Source organism: Pseudonocardia sp. Ae331_Ps2 (assembly GCF_001932405.1).
Lineage (GTDB): Bacteria > Actinomycetota > Actinomycetes > Mycobacteriales > Pseudonocardiaceae > Pseudonocardia.
This window is the reverse complement of record NZ_MCIM01000001.1, coordinates 4,982,518-5,001,505: the sequence shown is the minus strand read 5'-3', so window position 1 is coordinate 5,001,505 and position 18,988 is coordinate 4,982,518. Positions and strand designations below refer to the sequence as shown.

The 18,988-nt window shown below is 74.5% G+C and carries 21 protein-coding genes; 11 read left to right on the top strand and 10 right to left on the bottom strand.

Annotation, left to right across the window (positions count from 1 at the left end; translation table 11 throughout):
• Window positions 1-24 precede the first annotated feature (24 nt).
• The 5 genes from Ae331Ps2_RS31455 to Ae331Ps2_RS23395 all read left to right on the top strand — a co-directional run bounded on the left by Ae331Ps2_RS31455 (window position 25) and on the right by Ae331Ps2_RS23395 (window position 4,388).
• A complete protein-coding gene (locus Ae331Ps2_RS31455) occupies window positions 25-411 on the top strand; it encodes a YchJ family metal-binding protein (RefSeq protein ID WP_075306530.1) in 387 nt (128 codons plus the stop codon).
• Window positions 412-535: 124 nt separating this feature from the next.
• A complete protein-coding gene (locus Ae331Ps2_RS23410) occupies window positions 536-1,132 on the top strand; it encodes a hypothetical protein (RefSeq protein ID WP_075306531.1) in 597 nt (198 codons plus the stop codon).
• Window positions 1,133-1,224: 92 nt separating this feature from the next.
• Window positions 1,225-2,409 (top strand): CaiB/BaiF CoA-transferase family protein, encoded by a 1,185-nt coding sequence (locus Ae331Ps2_RS23405; protein WP_075329795.1) that lies wholly within the window; start codon window positions 1,225-1,227, stop codon window positions 2,407-2,409.
• Window positions 2,410-2,464: 55 nt separating this feature from the next.
• Window positions 2,465-2,947, top strand: coding sequence for a DUF4188 domain-containing protein (locus Ae331Ps2_RS23400; RefSeq protein WP_075306533.1), 483 nt, complete (start codon window positions 2,465-2,467; stop codon window positions 2,945-2,947).
• 43 nt (window positions 2,948-2,990) lie between these two features.
• Window positions 2,991-4,388 (top strand): sugar porter family MFS transporter, encoded by a 1,398-nt coding sequence (locus Ae331Ps2_RS23395; RefSeq protein ID WP_075306534.1) that lies wholly within the window; start codon window positions 2,991-2,993, stop codon window positions 4,386-4,388.
• Here Ae331Ps2_RS23395 and Ae331Ps2_RS23390 read toward each other — a convergent pair.
• Window positions 4,378-6,672 (bottom strand): molybdopterin-dependent oxidoreductase, encoded by a 2,295-nt coding sequence (locus tag Ae331Ps2_RS23390; protein WP_249265566.1) that lies wholly within the window; start codon window positions 6,670-6,672, stop codon window positions 4,378-4,380. The two genes, Ae331Ps2_RS23395 and Ae331Ps2_RS23390, sit on opposite strands and share 11 nt — an antisense overlap.
• Window positions 6,673-6,735: 63 nt before the next feature.
• Here Ae331Ps2_RS23390 and Ae331Ps2_RS23385 point away from each other — a divergent pair, with 63 nt between their 5' ends.
• Together Ae331Ps2_RS23385 and Ae331Ps2_RS23380 are read left to right on the top strand one after the other, a co-directional pair.
• Window positions 6,736-7,251, top strand: coding sequence for a DUF664 domain-containing protein (locus Ae331Ps2_RS23385; protein WP_075306536.1), 516 nt, complete (start codon window positions 6,736-6,738; stop codon window positions 7,249-7,251).
• 27 nt (window positions 7,252-7,278) lie between these two features.
• On the top strand, window positions 7,279-8,202 hold the full coding sequence (locus tag Ae331Ps2_RS23380; RefSeq protein ID WP_075306537.1) for a LysR family transcriptional regulator: 924 nt from the start codon (window positions 7,279-7,281) through the stop codon (window positions 8,200-8,202).
• A 24-nt stretch (window positions 8,203-8,226) separates the two neighbouring features.
• Here the strand turns inward: Ae331Ps2_RS23380 and crcB are convergent, their stop codons facing one another.
• The 8 genes from crcB to Ae331Ps2_RS32730 form a co-directional block, all read right to left on the bottom strand.
• Window positions 8,227-8,595 (bottom strand): fluoride efflux transporter CrcB, encoded by a 369-nt coding sequence (gene crcB / locus Ae331Ps2_RS23375; protein ID WP_075306538.1) that lies wholly within the window; start codon window positions 8,593-8,595, stop codon window positions 8,227-8,229.
• Entirely contained in the window at window positions 8,592-8,981 is a 390-nt protein-coding gene (locus Ae331Ps2_RS23370) for a CrcB family protein (RefSeq protein WP_233147533.1), read from the bottom strand. The genes crcB and Ae331Ps2_RS23370 overlap by 4 nt, the downstream gene beginning before the upstream one ends.
• Window positions 8,978-10,213 carry an MFS transporter gene (locus Ae331Ps2_RS23365; protein ID WP_075306539.1) on the bottom strand — a complete coding sequence of 412 codons (1,236 nt, stop codon included), beginning with the start codon at window positions 10,211-10,213 and terminating at the stop codon, window positions 8,978-8,980. Before Ae331Ps2_RS23365 ends, Ae331Ps2_RS23370 begins: the two co-directional genes overlap by 4 nt.
• Window positions 10,210-10,650 (bottom strand): MarR family winged helix-turn-helix transcriptional regulator, encoded by a 441-nt coding sequence (locus Ae331Ps2_RS23360; protein ID WP_020626519.1) that lies wholly within the window; start codon window positions 10,648-10,650, stop codon window positions 10,210-10,212. The genes Ae331Ps2_RS23365 and Ae331Ps2_RS23360 overlap by 4 nt, the downstream gene beginning before the upstream one ends.
• Window positions 10,651-10,734: 84 nt before the next feature.
• Entirely contained in the window at window positions 10,735-11,202 is a 468-nt protein-coding gene (locus Ae331Ps2_RS23355) for a MarR family winged helix-turn-helix transcriptional regulator (protein ID WP_075306540.1), read from the bottom strand.
• Between the two features lie 346 nt (window positions 11,203-11,548).
• Complete coding sequence (locus Ae331Ps2_RS23350; RefSeq protein WP_170918282.1) at window positions 11,549-12,058, bottom strand: SRPBCC family protein; 510 nt, start codon at window positions 12,056-12,058, stop codon at window positions 11,549-11,551.
• A 61-nt stretch (window positions 12,059-12,119) separates the two neighbouring features.
• Window positions 12,120-13,217, bottom strand: coding sequence for a hypothetical protein (locus tag Ae331Ps2_RS23345; protein WP_075306541.1), 1,098 nt, complete (start codon window positions 13,215-13,217; stop codon window positions 12,120-12,122).
• A 48-nt stretch (window positions 13,218-13,265) separates the two neighbouring features.
• Window positions 13,266-13,976: an IclR family transcriptional regulator gene (locus Ae331Ps2_RS32730; protein ID WP_083695894.1), complete on the bottom strand. Its 711-nt coding sequence runs from the start codon at window positions 13,974-13,976 to the stop codon at window positions 13,266-13,268.
• Between the two features lie 85 nt (window positions 13,977-14,061).
• Here Ae331Ps2_RS32730 and Ae331Ps2_RS23335 point away from each other — a divergent pair, with 85 nt between their 5' ends.
• From Ae331Ps2_RS23335 to Ae331Ps2_RS23320, 4 genes are read left to right on the top strand one after another with little or no spacing between them, the layout of a single operon-like run.
• Window positions 14,062-15,252: a CaiB/BaiF CoA-transferase family protein gene (locus Ae331Ps2_RS23335; protein WP_075306543.1), complete on the top strand. Its 1,191-nt coding sequence runs from the start codon at window positions 14,062-14,064 to the stop codon at window positions 15,250-15,252.
• On the top strand, window positions 15,249-15,983 hold the full coding sequence (locus Ae331Ps2_RS23330; RefSeq protein ID WP_075306544.1) for an acetoacetate decarboxylase: 735 nt from the start codon (window positions 15,249-15,251) through the stop codon (window positions 15,981-15,983). Before Ae331Ps2_RS23335 ends, Ae331Ps2_RS23330 begins: the two co-directional genes overlap by 4 nt.
• Window position 15,984: 1 nt before the next feature.
• Window positions 15,985-16,887, top strand: a complete 903-nt coding sequence (locus tag Ae331Ps2_RS23325; RefSeq protein WP_075306545.1) for a 3-hydroxyacyl-CoA dehydrogenase NAD-binding domain-containing protein — start codon at window positions 15,985-15,987, stop codon at window positions 16,885-16,887.
• Window positions 16,884-18,104, top strand: a complete 1,221-nt coding sequence (locus tag Ae331Ps2_RS23320) for an acyl-CoA dehydrogenase family protein (protein WP_075306546.1) — start codon at window positions 16,884-16,886, stop codon at window positions 18,102-18,104. Before Ae331Ps2_RS23325 ends, Ae331Ps2_RS23320 begins: the two co-directional genes overlap by 4 nt.
• Here the strand turns inward: Ae331Ps2_RS23320 and Ae331Ps2_RS23315 are convergent.
• Entirely contained in the window at window positions 18,058-18,975 is a 918-nt protein-coding gene (locus tag Ae331Ps2_RS23315) for a hypothetical protein (protein WP_075306547.1), read from the bottom strand. The two genes, Ae331Ps2_RS23320 and Ae331Ps2_RS23315, sit on opposite strands and share 47 nt — an antisense overlap.
• Window positions 18,976-18,988: the final 13 nt, after the last annotated feature.

The window sequence follows — 18,988 nt, the reverse complement described above, 5'->3', positions numbered from 1 at the left end:
CGTCGGGTCGGTCGGGCACCTCACATGCGGGGTGGAGCATGCTCGACGACCGTGCTCTGCCCCTGCGGTACCGGCCGCCCCGAGGACACCTGCTGCGCCCCCGTGCTCGCCGGGCGCCCCGCCGCCACGGCGGAGGCCCTGATGCGCAGCCGCTACACCGCCTTCGTGCGGGGCGACCGCGCGTACCTGCTGGCGTCGTGGCACCCGTCGACGCGACCGCGGCGGCTGCGGCTGGAGCCGGGGTCGGTGTGGACGGGGCTGGAGATCGTCGCGCGTTCGGGCGGGACGATGTTCGAGACCGAGGGGACCGTCGAGTTCCGGGCCCACCGGACGGACGGGGTGCTGGCCGAGCGCAGCCGGTTCGTCCGGGAGGACGGGCGGTGGTTCTACGTCGACGGGGACGTCGGGTAGGCGCCGCCTCATCAGGGCCGCCTCATCAGAACTGGGGACTCCGTGCAACGCGCCGGACGCGACCGTCGACATGCCGTCCGAACGGACCAGTCGGGAACGGCCGGACAGCGGAGATCGGGAGACCATGAACGTGCAGCAGTGGGAGTCCATGTCGGAGCAGGACCGCCACGAGTGGGCCCGCTTCCGGGAGTGGCAGCACGCCCAGTCCCAGGTCACCCAGACCCGGGTCGCCCAGACCCCGGTCCCGCTGCCACGGGCTCCCTGGGCCGCTGCCGCGACGCCGGGCCATGTCCAGCTCGGGTCCCGGACCTCCCGCCGTCTCCTGGCGGCCGCCGCGGTCGCGGTCGTCCTGGCCCTCGCGACGGGGCTGCTGCTCGCCCTGGCGGACGCCTCGACCCGGAGCATCACCGGAGCCATGACGGTCGTGAACGGCACGAGTTCGCTCTACTCGAGCTCGTCCTACGGTTCCTGCCGCCTGTCGAGCGGCTACGACGACATCGTCGCCGGGACGGCGGTGACCGTCCGGGACTCCGCCGGCAGGATCGCCGGCGTCGGTGCGCTCGACAGCGGGACGGGCAGCAGCTACGGCTGCACCTTCTCCTTCGTCGTCGACGACGTACCGGCTTCGGACTTCTACACCGTGGAGGTCGGCCATCGCGGTGAGGTGACGTTCACCGACGCCGCCGTCCGGAACGGGGACATCCAGCTCTCCCTGGGATGATCCCTGGCCATCGAACGCCTCGGGCCCGACCCACCGTAGGCGCCCGACCCACCGTGAGCGGCCGGGCGTCGTCGCGGCTAGCGTGCCGGGACGTGGACCACTCCCCGTTCGGCGACGACCCCACCGGCGGACCACTGGACGGCGTGCTGGTGGCCGACTTCTCCCGCGTGCTCGCCGGGCCCTACGCCACGATGATGCTGGCCGACCTCGGCGCGACGGTGATCAAGGTCGAGGGCCCGGGCGGCGACGACACACGCACCTGGAAGCCCCCGGTGGTCAGCGACCCCGAGCAGGGCGAGATCTCCACCTACTACCTGTCCATCAACCGGAACAAGCGGTCGGTCGTGCTCGACCTGACCGACCCGGGCGACCTCGCGGCGGCACGGGAGCTGGCGCGGCGGGCCGACGTCGTCGTCGAGAACTTCCGGCCGGGCGGTGCGGCGCGGTTCGGGCTGGACCACGACAGCGTCGCCCGCGACAACCCCGGGGTCGTGTACTGCTCGATCACCGGGTTCGGGGCCCACGGCGGCGCCCACCTGGCCGGCTACGACCTGCTGGTCCAGGCGGTGTCCGGGCTGATGAGCCTGACCGGCGACGCCGACGGTCCCCCGTTCCGCGCGGGGGTCGCGGTCTTCGACGTCCTGACCGGGCTGCACGCGGCACTCGCGGTCAGCGCGGCGCTGCGGCACCGCGAGCGGACCGGGCAGGGCCAGCTGCTGGAGACCAACCTGCTGTCGGTCGCGATGTCCACCCTGGTCAACCAGAGCGAGGCCTACGTCGCCGCCGGCGCGTTCGGCCGCCGGATGGGCAACGCCCACCCCAGCGTGTTCCCCTACCAGCCGATGCCCACCGCGGACGGCGACCTCATCGTCATCGCCGGCAACGACGGCCAGTTCCGCAAGCTCGCGACCGTCCTCGGCGACCCGGCCATGGCGCAGGACCCGCGCTTCGCGACCATGTCCGACCGGATCGGCCACCGCGAAGAGATCGAGCAGCGGCTGCGCGCCCGCCTCGCCACCCGCACCGCCCAGGAGTGGTACGACGCGATCACCGCCGCCGGCGTGCCCTGCGGCCCGATCAACACCGTCGACGGCGGTGTCGCCCTCGCCGAGGAGCTCGGGCTCGACCCGGTCGTCCGGGCCGACGACGCCGCCGCGATCCCGACCGTCCGCAACCCGGTCGGCTGGTCGGCCACCCCGCCGTCCTACCGCCGCTCTCCCCCGCCACTCGGGGCCGACTCCGCCGAGGTCCGGGCCTGGCTCGACCGCGACGGATGACCCCGCTATCGGATAGTGTCAGTATCCATAGCCCGCCGCACGAGGGAGTGGACCGATGGCGCCCTACACCCGCACGACCAACCAGCCGACCGAGGACCAGGTCGTCGTGTTCCTGATCGGGATGCGCTTCAACCGGCCCTGGAAGGTCCGGGCCTGGCTCCCGGTCGTGACCGCGATGGCCGGGATGCTGCGCGAGCTGGAACGGGAGCCCGCCCACGGGCTGCTCGGGACCCGCTCGGGGATCGGCCCCGGCGGTCCGCTGCTCGTCCAGTACTGGCGCGACCGCGAGTCCCTCTACGCCTACGCGAGCGACACCACGGCGACGCACCGGCCGGCCTGGGCCGCGTTCAACCGGCGGGCCCGCCGCTACCCCGGGGCCGTCGGCATCTGGCACGAGACCTTCGTCGCCGGGGAGTTCGAGACCGTCTACGGGGACATGCCGGCATCGGGGCTGGCGAAGGCGCTGGGGGTCCGGGAGGTCGACGCCGCGACCGACGACGGACGCCGCAGGCTGGACGCCTCCCGGCACGCCACCTGACCCTCCTGTTGCGGCCCGCAACACCCCGCCGGAGGATCGGCGGATGAGTTCGGGGGCAGGGACGGCGAAGCGGCCGTCGCAGTGGGCGATCTGGTTCTTCGGGGCACTCGGCGGGATCCTGTGGGGGTACGACACGGGCGTCATCTCCGGGGCGATCCTGTTCATCCCCGACGACATCCCGCTGTCCTCACTGGAGCAGGGCACCGTGGTGTCCGGGCTGCTCGTCGGCGCGATGCTCGGGGCGGGTGTCTCCGGCAAGCTCGCCGACACCCTCGGCCGGCGGCCACTGATCCTGCTCGGCGGCATCGTGTTCGTCGTCGGCACGCTCGGCGCGGCCCTCGGGGTGAACGTCGCGATGCTCGTCGGGTTCCGGTTCGTGATGGGCGTCGGCGTCGGGATCGTGTCGGTGGTCGTGCCGATGTACCTGTCCGAGCTGGCCCCGGCCCGGATCCGCGGGCGGCTCACCTCGCTCATGCAGCTGCTGGTGACCGTCGGGATCTTCCTCGCCTACGTGGTCGACTACGCCTTCGCCGACGCCCGGGACTGGCGCTGGATGATCGGGCTCGGCGTGATCCCCGCGGTCGTCCTCGCGATCGGCATCTACACCCAGCCGGAGAGCCCCCGCTGGCTGGTCGCACACGGACCCGGCAGTGACGAGGACGGTGTCACCACGGCCCGGGCCGTCCTGGAGCGGCTGCGCGGCACCCCGGAGGCGGCCGAGGCCGAGCTGTCGGAGATCCGGGAGAGCGTGCGCGTCGAGCGCGAGCACACCGAGAAGGTCGCGATCGGCACGCTGTTCTCCCCGCGGCTGCGGCGGCTGACCCTGATCGGGATGCTCCTGGTGTTCTTCCAGAACTTCGTCGGCATCAACACGATCATCTACTACGCGCCGACCCTGCTCACCGACGTCGGGTACGGGGCGACCGACGCGATCGGCGCCAACGTCGCCATCGGCGCGGTGAACATGCTGATGACGCTGCCCGGGATGTGGCTGATCGACCGCGCCGGGCGACGCCCGCTGCTGCGGTGGGGCGCGGTCGGCATGTGCCTGGCGATGATCGTCCTGGCGGTCACGAACCTGGTCGGCCTGGAGCAGGGACCGCTGCTGCTCGGCCTGACGCTGGCCGGGATCGTCGTCTACATCGCCTCGTTCTCGATCTCCTGGGGCCCGGTGCAGTGGGTGCTGCTGCCTGAGCTGTTCCCGCTGCGGGTCCGCGCCGGCGCGGTCGCGTTCTGCGTGACGTTCAACTGGCTGTTCAACATGACCGTCGCGCTGCTGTTCCCGTCGCTGCTCGAGGCGTTCGGGGCGGGCTGGAACTTCCTGTTCTTCGCGGTGACGACGGCCGCCGCCTACCTGTACGCGACGAGGCTCCTACCGGAGACCAAGGGCCGCAGCCTCGAGGAGATCGAGAAGGACCTGGCGGGCCCGGTCACCGCATGACCGGCGGGACGTGCGCGGTGACCTCCGGGGCGTCGTACCGGTACCGCTCGACGGCGACCGCGCACAGCTGACCGCTGCAGCCCTGCGCGAAGCTCGACGTCCCGCGGTCGCGGGTCACGGCGTTCGGGTTGCCGTGCACGCAGAGGCCGTCGTCGCCGAACTCGGGACGGTCCGGGTCGGGGCGCGGGTCCCACCACGCCCCGGTCGGCAGCTGCAGCACGCCGGGCCGGATGTCGTCGGTGACCCGCGCCGCGGCCAGGCAGGCACCGCGGTCGTTGTGGATGCGGACGACGTCGCCGTCGCCGATCCCGAGCCGGGCGGCGTCGTCGGGGTGGATGCGCACGACCTCGCGCCCGGAGCGTTTCGCCCCGGCCGAGTGGGCGCCGAAGTCGAGCTGGGAGTGCAGCCGGGTCGCCGGCTGGTTGGAGACCAGCCAGAACGGGTGCCGGTCGTCGGGGACCTCGGTCGGCTCGATCCACGCGGGGTGGCCGGGGTGGTCGGGCAGCCCGAGCGCGGCGATCGGGCCGGACCCGAGCTGGACGCGGCCGGACGCCGTCGGCAACGGGTGCCGGGCGGGGTCGGCGCGGAAGCGGCCGAGCATCCCGCCGTCGTCGGGACGCCGGGGCAGCTCCAGCTCGCCGCGCTCCCAGAACTCCTCGAACGACGGCGCGTCGAGTCCCCGGTCGGCCAGGCCCTTGCGGGTGCGGTCGTACATGTGGACCAGCCACTCGTGCGACGTCCGGCCCTCGGTGAAGGCCTCGCCGTGCCCGAGCCGCGCGGCCAGGTCGGCGAGCACGTCGTAGTCGTCGCGGGCCTCGCCGTGCCGGGGCACGAGCTGCTTCATCGCGACGACGAGCGGGTCGGAGCTGGTGACGCCGATGTCGTCTCGTTCCAGGGTCGTCGTCGACGGCAGCACGACGTCGGCGTGCCGCGCCGTCGCCGTCCACATCGGGTCGTGCACGACGAACGTGTCGAGCTCGGCGACCGCGCGCCGCAGCCGACGCAGGTCCTGGTGGTGGTGGAACGGGTTGCCCCCGGCCCACCACGCCATCCGCACGTGCGGGTAGGTGTCGTCGACGCCCCGGTATGAGTAGGTCTCCCCCGGGTGCAGCAGCATGTCCGCGACCCGTGCGACCGGGATGAACGAGGTCACCGGGTTCGGCGCCCGGGAGAACGTGGGCACCGGCACCGCGTTGCGCGGGCGCCCGTAGTGCCCGAGCGACCCGAGGCCGTAGTTGAAGCCGCCGCCGGACAGGCCGATCTGGCCGAGCACCGCGGCGAGGGCCGTCCCGCCCCACACCGGCTGCTCGCCGTGCTCGGCACGCTGCAGCGACTGCGCGACGGTGACCAGGGTGCGGCCGTGCGCCATCCGCCAGGCCAGCTCCCGGATCGTCGCGGCCGGGATGCCGGTGATGTCCTCGGCCCACCCCGCGTCGCGCGCCGGGGCGGCGAACAGGTACTCGCGCAGCCGGTCCCAGCCGTCGCAGTGCGAGGCGAGGAAGTCGGTGTCGGCCCGCCCCGCCTCGACGATCGTGTGCATGAGCGCCAGCATCAGGGCGACGTCGGTGCCTGGCCGGATCGGCAGCCAGGTGGCGTCGAGGGCCTCGGACAGGTCCGGGCGCAGCGGGCTGACCAGCACGAACACCGCGCCCCGTTCACGCGCGGCGCGCATCGCCCCGCGCTCGACGTGCCGGCTGACCCCGCCCGCGGCGATCGCGGAGTTCTTCAGCGCCATCCCGCCGAACGCGACGACGGTGTCGGTGTGCGCCGCGACCTGGTCCCAGGTCACCGCGTAGCGGGTCACCGCGTCGAAGGTGCCCAGCACGTGCGGCAGGACCACCTCGGCGGCACCGCCGGAGTAGGTGTTGACCGAGCGGGTGTAGCCCCCGGTCAGCGCCAGGAACCGGTGCAGCTGGCTCTGCGCGTGGTGGAACCGCCCGGCCGACGCCCAGCCGTAGGAGCCGCCGTAGACGGCCTCGTCGCCGTGGGTGGAACGGACCCGGTGGGTCTCCTCGGCGAGCCGGTCGAGCACGGCGTCCCAGGACACCGTGCGATAGCCGTCGCGCCCGCGGCCGGGGTCACGACCGGGGCCCCGGTCCCACCAGCCGCGGCGCACCGCCGGTGCGGCGACCCGGGCGGCGTGCCCGACGGCCGCGGGGACGTTGTCCAGCACCGGCGACGGGTCCGGGTCGCCGGGGTGCGGGCGGACCCGCAGCCTGCTGCCGTCCCAGCGGGCGTGGAACACGCCCCAGTGCGCGCTGTGGGTCCTCACGTTCTCGGTCACCACGGCCCACCGTAACCCGCACGAACCCGCATGCGGAGGCCTGCATACGGGAACGCCTGCCGCATGACGACGACCGCGGAACTGCTGACCGACCACGTCGGCCGGATCGACGAGCTCGTGCGCGAGGTGGTCGACGGCCTGTCCGAGGCCGACCTCGCCCGCCGCCCGGAGGGTGCGGACGGCCCCGGCAACCCGATCGGCTGGCTGGTGTGGCACCTGCTGCGGGTGCAGGACGACCACGTCGCCGAGGCCTTCGACGCCGAGCAGGTCTGGACCGGCGAGGGCTGGGCCGAGCGGTTCGGCCTCGACCTCGACCCCGCCGACACCGGGTTCGGGCACACCTCGGCGCAGGTCGACGCCGTGCGGACGACCGCCGACCTGCTGACCGGCTACGGCGCGGCGGTGCACGAACGCACCGTCGGGCACCTCGCGGGCCTCGCCGACGAGGACCTGTCGCGCGTCCTGCCGCCCACCTGGGGGGAGAACGTGACCCTCGGCGAACGCCTGGTCAGTGTGGTCGGCGACGACCTCCAGCACGCCGGTCAGGCGGCCTATCTGCGCGGGCTGCTGGGAGTGTGACCCCGCCCGCCACCTAGGCTGGCTCCGATGGCCACCGCACCCGCACGCGTCCCCGACCTGACCGCTCTCGCCCTGCTCCGCGACATCGCCTGCTCCGGGAGCATGGCCACAGCGGCCGAGGGGCTCGGGCTGACGGTGCAGGCCGCGTCGGCGCGGATCCGGGCCGCCGAACAGCAGGCCGGCGGGCCGGTGCTCGAACGCGGCCGGCGGGGGCGCCGGTCGAGCAGCCTCACCACCCGCGGCGTCCTGCTCGTGGAGTGGGCGGGCCCGCTGCTGGCCGCCGCGGCCGACCTGGACGTCGCGGTCGCGGCCCTGCGCGACGAGCCGGCCGGGGAGGACGCGGTCGTCCTGGCGGCGAACCCGGTGGTCGCGGAGTGTCTGCTGCAGGGCTGGCTGGTCGAGCTGCGCGACGGCCCGGGCGGGCGGGTCGTGCTGCGTGACACCGCGGACCCCGCCGCGGCGGTCCGGTCCGGTGACGCGGCCGTCGGTGTGGTGTCCACGCCCGGCCCCCTGGAGGACCTGCACGCGGCGACGGTGGCGTCGGACCCGCTGGTGCTCGTCGTCGCCCCCGGGCACCCGTGGTCCGCGGTCGACGGTGTCGACGCCACGGAGCTGGCGGGTACCCCGCTGCTCACCCGGCCGCCCGGTGCCGGAGCCCGGCCCGCGCTGGAGGCCGCGCTCGACGCCGCCGGTGCCGGTGAGCTCGCTGCGCCGCGTCGCGAGTACGCCGCGGACGCCGCCCTGCGTGCCGCCGTCCGCGCCGGCGCGGGCCCCGCGGTGCTGGGGCGTGCGGTGGTCGCCGCCGACGTCGCGGCCGGGTCCCTGGTCGTCGTCGACGTCCGCGGCCTCGACCTGACCCGGGAGTTCCGTGCCGTCTGGCGGGAGGGCACCTCCCCCCGCGGCACCGCCCGTGACCTGCTGCGCATCGCCACCGGCGGCCGCATCCGCTGACCCGGCCGCCGTCTCCCGGCGCGCTCAGCCGGCCACGGCGGTGAGCAGCGCGTGCCCGGCCAGCGCCGCCGCGACACCGACGACGGCACTGGCCGCCGCGTAGCCCACGGCGAGCGCGGTACGACCCCGTTCGAGCAGCGACAGCGTCTCCCAGCCGAAGGTGCTGTAGGTGGTGAACGCCCCGCAGAACCCGGTGCCGAGCAGCGCGGCGAACCCCGCCCCGGCCGACGGGGTCAGCGCCACCACCGCACCCAGCACGAACGACCCCACCACGTTGATCACCCAGGTGCCCCACGGGAACGCCGACGGCGTCCGCGCCTTCACCGCGGTGTCGACCAGGTAGCGCAGTGGCGCCCCGACGGCCGCACCGAGGGCGACGAGCAGCGCCGTCATGGGGCTCCGCCCCCGGCGAGCGCGCGGGTCAGGCTCGCGCCGAGCGCCGTCGCGGCGACGGCGAGCACCGGGGTGCCGACCATCAGCGCGAGCGACCCCGGTGACCCGAACGCCGGCGCGGCGACGTCGACGGCGTAGGTGGAGAACGTCGTGTACCCGCCGAGCACCCCGACCCCGAGGGCCGGTCGGACCAGCGGGTGGGCGGAGAACCGCCCGGTGACCAGCACCATCAGCATCCCCATGAGCAGGCAGCCGGTGACGTTGATGATCAGCGTCGTCCACGGTGCCGGCGGGCCGACGAGCCCGAGCAGCCAGCGCACCTCGGCGCCCACCACCCCGCCGGCGGCGACGGCCGTGAGCACCGCCGGCCGGCCGGGCGCGCTCACGACGCGGCCTCCGCCCGGGCGGCGCGGCGCGCCGTGGGGAGGCCGATCGCGGCCGCGACCAGGCAGGCCACCGCCCCCAGCGCGAGCCCGCCGCGACCACCCCACTGCTCGCTGACCCAGCCGGCGATCGGGCCGCCGATCGGGGTGGAGCCGAGGAAGGCCACCGACCACAGCGCCATCACCCGCCCCCGCATGTGCGGGGCCGAGGCCAGCTGCAGCGTCGAGTTGCCGCCCGCCATGAACGCGACGCTGGCCATCCCGACCAGCCCCATCGCGACCAGCGCGACCCACAGCGACGGCGCAATCGCGGCGAGCCCCATGACCAGGCCGAACAGCAGCGCGGTGCGCACCAGCATCGGCACCCCGGTGCGCCCGTTCCCGGCGACGACGAGCCCCCCGACGACCGCGCCGACACCCATCGCGCCGGTCAGCCAGCCGTAGGTGCTCGCGTCGCCGCCGAAGGTCTGCGAGGCCACCACCGGGAACTCGTAGGCCAGGCAGCCGATCAACGCCATCATCACCAGCGGGACCCGCAGCTCGGGGTTGTCCCGCACGTGCGCGAGTCCCTCGCGCAGCTGCCCGGGCGCCCGCGGCGCCGGCGCGGTGGGCACGAGCGCGGAGGTGTCCAGGCGCAGCAGCGAGGTCACGACGGCGACGAAGCTGACCGCGTTGACCGCGAAGCAGATCCCGGTCCCGCCCGCGACGATGACCAGCCCGGCGACCGCGGGACCGACCGCGCGCGCGGCGTTGACCAGGACCGAGTTGAGGGTGACGGCGTTGCGGAGGTCGTCGGGGCCGACGAGCTCGTGCACGAAGGTCTGCCGGGCCGGGTTCTCGACGGCCTTGTTCAGCCCGAGCACCGCGGCCAGCACGTAGACGTGCCAGAGCGCGACGGTGCCGGTGAGGGTGAGCACGGCGAGCGCGGCGGCCTGCAGGCCCATCATCGTCTGCAGGCCGATCATCAGCCGTCGCCGGTCGAGCCGGTCCACCCACACCCCGGCGTAGGGCCCGAGGAGCAGCGTGGGCACGGTCTGGACGGCGACGACGGTACCGAGCACGGCCGCGGACCCGGTCAGCTCGTAGACCAGCCAGGACTGGGCGATCGACTGCATCCAGGTGCCGACCAGGGAGATCGACTGACCGCCGACCCAGAGCCGGTAGTTGTGGCCGGACAGCGACGCGAAGGTCCGGGCGAGCGCCCGCCGGGGTGCCTGGTCCGGGCCGGCGGTCACCGTGCGTCCCGCAGGGCCGCGGCGAGCGCGTCGAGCGCGGGCAGCGCGGCCCGCAGCCGTGCGGCGTGGTCGGGGGTCAGGGCGTCGACGTGTGTGCCGAGCAGACGGGTGCGTTCCTCGCGGCGTCGGCGGTGCTCGGCCGCGCCCGCCTCGGTGACCGCGACGCGCACGGCGCGGCCGTCGTCGGGGTCGGTGTCGCGGACGAGCAGCCCCGCGGCTTCCAGCTTGCCGGCCAGACGCGACAGCATCGTGGGGTTGACGCCCTCGACGGTGGCGAGCTCCCCCATCCCGATCGGGCCGCGGACGGCGACGGTGCCGAGCACCGACAGGGCGCTGCGGGTGAGGTCGGAGCCGCGGGTGGCCCGGTCCAGGCCCCGGGCGATCCGGGCCAGGTCCGTGCGCAGCCGCGCCAGCTCGTCGGGGTCGAGGCCGCTCATGCACACTCCATATGATTGCCTGTCGGCAAGCATATACCCGTGCAACGATCCGCGCCGCGGCGCGGACGCGTGGTGCGGCCCCGGTCAGGCCGAGGCGGCCCCGGCCTCCGACGCCCGGAGGCGGGAGGCGAGCCGCTGCAGGTCGTCCCGGAGGCGGAACAGCTCGTCCGTCGACATGCCGGTGGCCTTGATGACCTCGTCCTGTGCGGCGGCGGCCTGGTCCCGCAGCGCCTTGCCCTTCTCGGTGAGCGACACCTGCACGGTGCGCTCGTCGTCCGGGCGACGGGCGCGGGTGACCAGCCCGCGGCCCTCCAGCCGGGTCAGCATCGGCGACAACGTGCCGCTGTCGAGGAACATGCGCTCCCCGAGTTCCCGCTGGGGCACCGTCTCCTCGACCCACAGCACGAGCAGGACCGCGTACTGGCTGTAGGTCAGCCCGATGGCGTCGAGGATCGGGCGGTAGCACCCGGTCATCGCGCGGGACGCCGAGTGGAGCGCGAAACAGAGCTGCTCGTCGAGCGCCAGCGGCGCCACGGTTCCGGGCTCGGTCATTCCCACAGGGTATGCGTTCGGCGTCGGGAGTACATCCGAGCCCGCGGGATCCGGCGTGCCGCGACGGCCCGCCGGGGTGGCCGCGACGAGGAACGGGTCCGGGGTGCGACCACCCCCGAAGCGGTCGCACCCCGGACCCGGGGCCCACGGACCGGAAGGCTCCCCAGCGCCCGGTCCGTGCAGGAGTTCGTGTCGTGCGTTCGTGGCCCCAGGATTCCCCGGCCGTGCGCGGTTCAATCGCAAACAGGTCCGGTTCACCCGCACCGCCCAGTGCCGGCGCGCACCGTGGCCCGGTCGTCGGCACCGCGCTACGACAACGGGGTGACAGCGGGGTGACGGCGGACCGCTACGACGGTGGTACGGCGACCACCGGTGCCGGGAACGTCTGCACGGTCCGGGCGAGGATGCCCAGGGTCGCCCTGAGCGACGCCGCGGAGATCACCGGGAACAGGTCGGAGTCGCGGTACTGCGGGTGGATGTCGGACCAGTCGCACCACGAGACGACCCGGGTGCCGCCGCCATCGGCCTGGTCGACCGGCTCCAGCCGGTAGCCGTACACGTGGCCGACCGGCGGGCGCATGACGCCGACGATGGTCCAGGAGATCTCGCTGTCCGGCACGTAGCTCGCGATGTGCACGGTGACGTCGTAGCGCCCCATCGGACGGTCGCCGAGCGACTCGCGGTCCATGTGCACGACGAAGGTGTCCCCGGCCGCCGAGACCGGTTCGCCCTCGGCCGACATCAGCATGCCGGAGCTGTCGATGGCCACGTGCCCACGCGGGTCACGGAGCACGGCGAAGATCTCGGCCGGGCTCGCGTCGACGATGCGGGAGGTCTCGATCCGCTGGTCGCTCATGGAACCGATCATGCCCCGTCCCGGCCGGTACGGCCCGGGACGGAGCACGACGGTCGCGGGCTCAGGCGGCGGGACCGACCGGGAAGCGCAGGACGGCGCCGACACCGTCGGTGAGCGAGACCTCGTCGTCCGGGTGGACCAGCACGACGGCAGCATCGGTCGCGGCGGCCGCCCGGACGAGCACGTTCGCGGCCGGGCCGGACAGCACCGGGGTGTCACCGACGAGCTCGTCGGCCTTCTCCCCCACTGCCGCCGGGTCGGTCCCGGCGACCAGCTCGGTCCCGGGCACCGCGGACGGGTCGACCAGCAGCGTCTCGACGGCGTGCGCACGGGTGGCCCCGACGACGTCGCCGAGCCCGGTGACGGCGAGCCCGTCGTCGCGGCCGGAGGCGGTCGCGAAGCCGGCGACGGCCTCGCCGCGGCGGGCCTCGCGGACCTCGTCGGCCGCGGCGCGGACGGTGTCGTCGACCTGCTCGGGCGCCGTGCCGCCGGTGTTCTCGATCTCGGCCATGATCCCGGCCGAGGCCGGCGGGAGCTCGTCGCGCAGGCGGGCCCGGGACTCCGCGTCCCCGGCGACGACGAGCAGGTCCGCGTTGCCGCCGCGGACGACCTTGTCGACCCGCTCGGCGACGGCCCGGGCGTTGCGCTTCCAGGTCTCCTCGACCCGGGCGTCCGCGGAGCCCTCGCCGGGGCCTGCGACGTTCGCCTTGTGGACCGGGCCGCCGGAGTCGGTCGACACCTCCTCGACGGTGCCGTCGACGCCGCGGATCCGACCGCCGGTCCGGTCGAGCGCGACGACGACGGTCGCCACGTCCTCCCCCACCGCGCCGAGCACGCCCAGCAGGTCCGGGACCGCACCCCAGGTCGCGGTCCCGCGCTCGGGCGGGACCTCGGTGTGCCGGTCGAGCAGCACCCGCGTCGCGTCGGCGACCAGTACCCGCCCGGCCGTGCCGTCGGGGGCGTCGGCGGCGGTCACGGCCTCGTCGAGGACGGCGAGCGCCGAGGAATCGGCGCCGGAGTCGGCGAGGCGCTCACGCAGGTCGCGCCAGCGCAGGCGGTACTGCTCGGTCGCGTCGGCGGTGTCGTGCGTGGCGTCGAGCACGACGGTCGCGAAGGGGCCGTCGCCGTCGTTCAGGGCTCGGATCCAGTCGGTACGCATCGACCGCCGCCTTCCCGGCACACCGGTCGGCAAACGTCGCGCGGCGGCTCAGGTCGACCACGCGTCGGCGGCGTCGGCGAGAGCGTCGGCGACCCCGCGGGGCAGCGGTCCCAACCCGCGGTCGGCGGCCGAGAGCGCCCCCGTGACCCGGCCGTCGTGGCGGAGTGCGACCGCGACGGCGACCGCCCCGGGCAACAGGGCGCCGCTCGCCCCGCGTTCGAACCCGTCGGTGCGGATCCGTGCACAGGTGTCGAGCAGCGCGGCGGCGGCGCCGGGGTCGCCGTCGTGCGCGGCCAGCGCCACCCGCTTGCGCTCGGCCGGGGCGAGGTGGGCGAGCAGGACCCGGCCGGCAGCGGTGTCGGGCAGCGGCGCGCGGACCCGGGCGGACAACGCCACGTCGAAGCTCTCGTCGGCGCCGGCCCAGTCGAGGTAGACGGCGTCGTCGCCGATCCGGGCGGCGAGGAGCACGGGCAGGCCGGTGTGCCGGGCCAGCTGGTCGAGTGCCTCGTGCGGGATCGCCGGGACGGGTGGTTCTCCCGCTCTCGCCGCGAGCATCCACGGCGCGGGCCCCAGGGTGTAGCGACGGTCGCGTTCGTCGAGGTAGCCGGTGGCGACGAGACCGTCGACGAGCTTCTGCACCGAGGACACCGGGGCACCGACGCGCCGGGCCAGCGCGGAGAGGGTGCTGCCGTCGGGGCGGCGCGCAGCGGCTTCGAGCAGACCCGCGACCCGGTCCACCGTCCGGTGGTGCTTACGCATATGGGTAAGGGTAGCTCGCAGGAGCGAGAGAAGTTAGCCATGCTCATGGAGAACGTGATCGCGGACCGACCGGAGGGAGCACGACATGGGTGGCGCACTGGACGGGCTGCGGGTGATCGACCTGGCCTCGGTGGTCATGGGCCCCTACGCCTGCCAGATCCTGGGTGACCTGGGCGCGGAGGTGATCAAGATCGAGCCGCCGGCCGGGGACATGACCCGCCGGACGCTGCCCCAGCGCCACCCCGGCATGGGTGCGCTCGCGCTGAACGTGAACCGCAACAAGCGCTCGGTCGCCCTCGACCTCAAGACCGACGCCGGGCGGGCCGTGCTCGACGATCTGCTCGACACCGCCGACGTGCTCGTCACGAACATGCGCCCCGGTGCGCTGGAGCGGCTCGGGCTCGATCCCGGGCGGGTCGCCGAACGCTTCCCGCGTCTGGTTCAGGTGCGGGCGCAGGGCTTCCGCAGCGACTCCGAGCTGGCCGACCGGGCCGCCTACGACGAGATCGTGCAGGCGTCCTCGGGGATGGTGGACCTGATGCGGCGGGCGACCGGCACCCCGTCGTACGCGCCGACGATCCTCGCGGACAAGGTGTGCGCGCTGACCATCGCCTACTCCACGCTGGCCGCGGTGATCCACCAGCGGGCCACCGGTGAGGGGCAGCTGGTCGAGGTCCCGATGACCGACACGCTGCTCGCGTTCAACCTGGTGGAGCACCTGTCCGGGCACACCTTCGTGCCCGCGGAGGGCCCGACCGGGTTCAACCGGTCGATGGCGGCCGGGCACGAGGCCGTCGCGACGAAGGACGGCTGGGCGTGCATCCTGCCCTACACCCCGCGCAACATCGCGGACTTCTTCGACGCGGCCGGCCGTGAGGACCTGGCCGCCGACGAGCGGTTCGCCACCTCGCCGGCGATGGCGGCGCACCAGCCCGAGCTGTACGCACTGATCGGCGAGCTCGCCCCGCAGCGCACCACCGACGAGTGGGCGGCGCTCTGCGCCGAGCACTCGATCCCGTTCGCGCCGGTGCTCGCCGTCGACGACGCCGAGACCGACCCGTACGTCACCTCCGGCGGCCTGCTGACCGAGGCCGAGCACCCCACCGAGGGCCGCTACCGCTCGATCGGCTTCCCGGTCCGGCTCTCGGCCACCCCGGCCGGGATGCGCACCCCCGCCCCCGCGCTCGGTGCCGACGGCGCCGCGGTGCTGCGCGAGCTGGGGCGCACCGAGGACGAGATCGACGCGCTCGTCGCCGAGGGGGTGTTGGTCCGATGAGGGCCGCCGACGTCCTCGCCGCCGGGACCACCCCGCTCACCGCGCCGGCGTTCCCGCCCGGGGCACACCGGTTCACCGACCGCGAGTACCTCAACGTCGTCTACCGCACCGACCCCGACGCGTTCCGCCACGCCCTGCCCGAGCCGCTGGTGGCCGGTGACCCGCTGGTCCGGTTCGAGGTCATGCACATGGGCGACGTCGACGGGTTCGGCCCCTACACCGAGTCCGGTCAGGCGCTGGCCTGTTCCTTCGACGGCGAGCAGGGCGAGTACCTGCACGGGATGTGGCTGGACAACTCGCCGGCCACCTTCGCCGGGCGCGAGCAGAGCGCCTATCCCAAGGCGTTCGGCACCCCGAGGCTGGCCGTGGAGGACGGCGCGCTGGTCGGGACCCTGCACAAGGGGTCGCTGCCGGTCGCCGTCGCCACGATGGCCTACCAGCACGCCCCGCTCGACCCGGCCGAGGCCGCCGCGCAGATCGGCGTCCCGACGTTCATGGTCAAGCTCGTCCCCGGCCGCTCCGGCCCGGTCGACGCCCGCCTGGTCCGCACCCGGATCACCGACCTGACCGTGAAGCGCGCCTTCACCGGCCCGGCGCGGCTGCAGCTGTTCCACCACGTCCTCGCACCGCTGGCGGACCTGCCGGTGCGCGAGGTCGTCTCCGCATCGCACGTGCTCACCGACCTCACCCTGGCGCCGGTCGAGACCGTGCACGACTACCTGGAGCGCTGACATGAGGATCACCGAGATCGGCGCCGGCACGATCGGCGTCTCCTGGACGGTGCTGCTGGCCGCGGCCGGGCACGACGTCGTCGTCACCGACCCGCGGCCGGACCTGGCCGACGTCGTCGAGACCGGGGTGGCGCGCTTCGGCTCGCCGGACCTGCTCGACCGGGTCGTGTGCGAGCCCGACCTCGCCGTCGCCGTCGCGGGCGCCGACGTCGTCCAGGAGCAGGGCCCGGAGGACCTGGCGGTCAAGCGGGAGATCTGGGCGACGGTGGCGGCGCACGCCCCTGCCGGGGCGCTGCTGCTCAGCTCCACCTCCGGGATCCTGCCCAGCGACATCGCCGCCGAGCTGCCCGACGACGCCGCCGCGCGGCTGCTGGTGGCGCACCCGTTCAACCCGCCGCACGTGCTGCCGCTCGTCGAGCTCGTCGCCGGGCGGCGGACCGGGCGGGACGCCGTCGAGCGGGCTGCGGTGTTCCTGCGCGGCGTCGGCAAGGACCCGGTCGAGATCCACAAGGAGGTGTACGGCTTCGTCGGGAACCGGCTCCAGTCGGCGCTGTTCCGCGAGGCCGTGTCCCTGGTCCGCGACGGCGTGGTCTCCCCCGCCGAGCTCGACCGCGTCGTCACCGGGGCGCTCGGCCCGCGCTGGGCGACCGGCGGGCCGTTCCTGTCCTTCCACCTCGGCGGCGGTGACGGCGGCCTGCGCCACCTGCTCGAGCACCTCGGCCCGGGCATGGCGCGCCGCTGGGCCGACCTGGGGAACCCCGCACTCGACGCCGACACCGTCGAGGCGATCAGCAGCGCCACCGAGGACGCCTACGGCCCCAGCCGCGAGGCACTGACCACCGGACGCGACCGCGCCGAGACCGCCGTGCTCGCCGCCCGCGACGACATTCTGGAGCAGTCATGACCGCACCTCTGCCCGCCGACCTCTTCGGCTACGTCGACCTGCTCGGCCCGCAGGAGCGGGAGATCCTCGCCCGGGTCCGCGAGTTCGCCGAGACCCGGATCGCCCCGATCGCCGACGACTACTGGGACCGCGCCGAGTTCCCGTACGAGCTCATCCCCGGCTTCGCCGAGCTCGACGTCGTCGGCCTGGCCCGGGAGTGGCCGGACCGGCCCGCGTACTCGCGGCTGCTCACGTCGTTCGTGTCGATGGAGCTGTCCCGCGTCGACCCCTCGATGGCGACCTTCTTCGGCGTGCACGCCGGGCTCGCGCTCACCTCGATCGACCTGTGCGGCTCGGAGGAGCAGAAGCAGCGCTGGCTCCCCGCCATGCGGCGGATGGAGCTGATCGGGGCGTTCGCGCTGTCCGAGCCGCACGGCGGTTCCGACGTCGCGGGCGGGCTGGAGACCACCGCGCGGCGCGAGGGGGACGGCGCCGACGCGGTGTGGGTGATCGACGGCGCGAAGCGCTGGATCGGCAACGGCACCTTCGCCGACCTGGTGGTCGTGTGGGCGCGCGACGTGACCGACGACCCCACCGGCGGCCCGGTGAAGGGCTTCGTCGTCGAGAAGGACATGCCCGGCTTCACCGCGACGAAGATGGAGGGCAAGCTCGCACTGCGCTCGGTGCAGAACGCCGACCTCACCTTCGACGGTGTGCGGGTGCCCGAGGCGAACCGGCTGCCGGGCGCGGAGTCCTTCCGCGACACCAACCGGGTGCTGCGGGTGACCCGCGGCGGGGTCGCCTGGAACGCGGTCGGCGCGATGGCCGGGGTGTACGAGCTGGCCCGCGACTACGCCGTCGAGCGCGTCCAGTTCGGGCAGCCGATCGCGTCGTTCCAGCTGGTGCAGGACCATCTCGTGTCGATCCTGGGCGACGTCGTGGCCTCGCTCGGGATGGCGGTCAAGGTCGCGCAGATGCAGGACGACGGCACCTTCCGCGACGAGCAGGCGGCCCTGGCCAAGCGGCAGGCGACGATCATGCTGCGCGACGCCGTCGCGCGGGCCCGGGAGGTGTTCGGCGGCAACGGCATCCTGCTGGAGAACAAGGTCGGCCGCTTCTTCAACGACGCCGAGGCCCTCTACTCCTACGAGGGCACCAAGGAGATCAACACCCTGGTCGTGGGGCGTGCGGTCACGGGGATCGGGGCGTTCGTGGGGCGGAAGCCGGCGAAGCACTGAGCCGGCTCCTCGGCACGGCCGGCGAAGCACCGAGCCGGCCCCTCGGCACGGCCCGTGGAGCACCGACAAGCGCCACGGCGTCGCGCAGGGCCCGCAGCCCGGCGACGACGGGGTCGGCATCGGGCAGCGCCGCGAGGTGGGCGTCGACGCACTCCCGGTAGAGCCCCGCCAGGTGGTCGGTCAGCAGCGACCAGGCGGCGACCCGGTCGCCGAGCGTCCCGCCGCGCCACCGCAGGGCCGCGGTCACCAGAGCGCCGTGCTCGCCGTCGTAGGACGCGACGGCGGCGTCGTTGCGGCCGATCTCCCCGGTCGTGAGGGTGTGCAGGAACCGGACGGGGAACAGCACCGTCTTGGTGACCGCCCGCGGCCCGCGGGACAGCAGTGCCGCCGGGTCGGCGATCCCGGCGAGCCAGGCGTCGTCGACCCGCTCGACGAGGAACCCGGCCGAGCCGCGGACCAGCTCGTCGTGGGTGGGTCGCACGGCGCCGTCACGCACGTCGGTGCCGTGGCGCAGCACCCCGGAGTCGAGCAGGTCGAGCCGGTCGACGGCGGGCAGCCGGGCCGGCCGGTCACCGGGGCCGTGGCGGACGGTGTGCGGGTCGGCCCAGAACACCGAGAGCCGCTCGGCCAGCCCGTCGGTGCCCGCGGCGGCGTCCCGCGCCGCGGCGACGACGTCGTGCACCCGCGACGCCGTGCCGCCGCCGGTCTCCGACAGCACCAGGGCCAGGTCGACGTCGCTGACCGCGGGGGCGAACCCTCCGTGCGCGAGGCTGCCGAGGGTGTAGGCCGCCACCAGGTCGTCACCGAACTCCCGGCGGGCCGCGTCGGTCGCCGCGCCCAGCACCGCCTCGCCCCGAGCGTCGTCCGTCACCGGTCCAGCCTGC

Bases quoted from the DNA above. Each gene is read 5' to 3' on its own strand.
- Ae331Ps2_RS31455 (WP_075306530.1), top strand. From the start codon at position 25: ATGCGGGGTGGAGCATGCTCGACGACCGTGCTCTGCCCCTGCGGTACC.
- Ae331Ps2_RS23410 (WP_075306531.1), top strand. From the start codon at position 536: ATGAACGTGCAGCAGTGGGAGTCCATGTCGGAGCAGGACCGCCACGAG.
- Ae331Ps2_RS23400 (WP_075306533.1), top strand. From the start codon at position 2,465: ATGGCGCCCTACACCCGCACGACCAACCAGCCGACCGAGGACCAGGTC.
- Ae331Ps2_RS23395 (WP_075306534.1), top strand. From the start codon at position 2,991: ATGAGTTCGGGGGCAGGGACGGCGAAGCGGCCGTCGCAGTGGGCGATC.
- Ae331Ps2_RS23385 (WP_075306536.1), top strand. From the start codon at position 6,736: ATGACGACGACCGCGGAACTGCTGACCGACCACGTCGGCCGGATCGAC.
- Ae331Ps2_RS23380 (WP_075306537.1), top strand. From the start codon at position 7,279: ATGGCCACCGCACCCGCACGCGTCCCCGACCTGACCGCTCTCGCCCTG.
- crcB (WP_075306538.1), bottom strand. From the start codon at position 8,595: ATGACGGCGCTGCTCGTCGCCCTCGGTGCGGCCGTCGGGGCGCCACTG.
- Ae331Ps2_RS23360 (WP_020626519.1), bottom strand. From the start codon at position 10,650: ATGAGCGGCCTCGACCCCGACGAGCTGGCGCGGCTGCGCACGGACCTG.
- Ae331Ps2_RS23355 (WP_075306540.1), bottom strand. From the start codon at position 11,202: ATGACCGAGCCCGGAACCGTGGCGCCGCTGGCGCTCGACGAGCAGCTC.
- Ae331Ps2_RS23350 (WP_170918282.1), bottom strand. From the start codon at position 12,058: ATGAGCGACCAGCGGATCGAGACCTCCCGCATCGTCGACGCGAGCCCG.
- Ae331Ps2_RS23345 (WP_075306541.1), bottom strand. From the start codon at position 13,217: ATGCGTACCGACTGGATCCGAGCCCTGAACGACGGCGACGGCCCCTTC.
- Ae331Ps2_RS32730 (WP_083695894.1), bottom strand. From the start codon at position 13,976: ATGCGTAAGCACCACCGGACGGTGGACCGGGTCGCGGGTCTGCTCGAA.
- Ae331Ps2_RS23335 (WP_075306543.1), top strand. From the start codon at position 14,062: ATGGGTGGCGCACTGGACGGGCTGCGGGTGATCGACCTGGCCTCGGTG.
- Ae331Ps2_RS23330 (WP_075306544.1), top strand. From the start codon at position 15,249: ATGAGGGCCGCCGACGTCCTCGCCGCCGGGACCACCCCGCTCACCGCG.
- Ae331Ps2_RS23325 (WP_075306545.1), top strand. From the start codon at position 15,985: ATGAGGATCACCGAGATCGGCGCCGGCACGATCGGCGTCTCCTGGACG.
- Ae331Ps2_RS23320 (WP_075306546.1), top strand. From the start codon at position 16,884: ATGACCGCACCTCTGCCCGCCGACCTCTTCGGCTACGTCGACCTGCTC.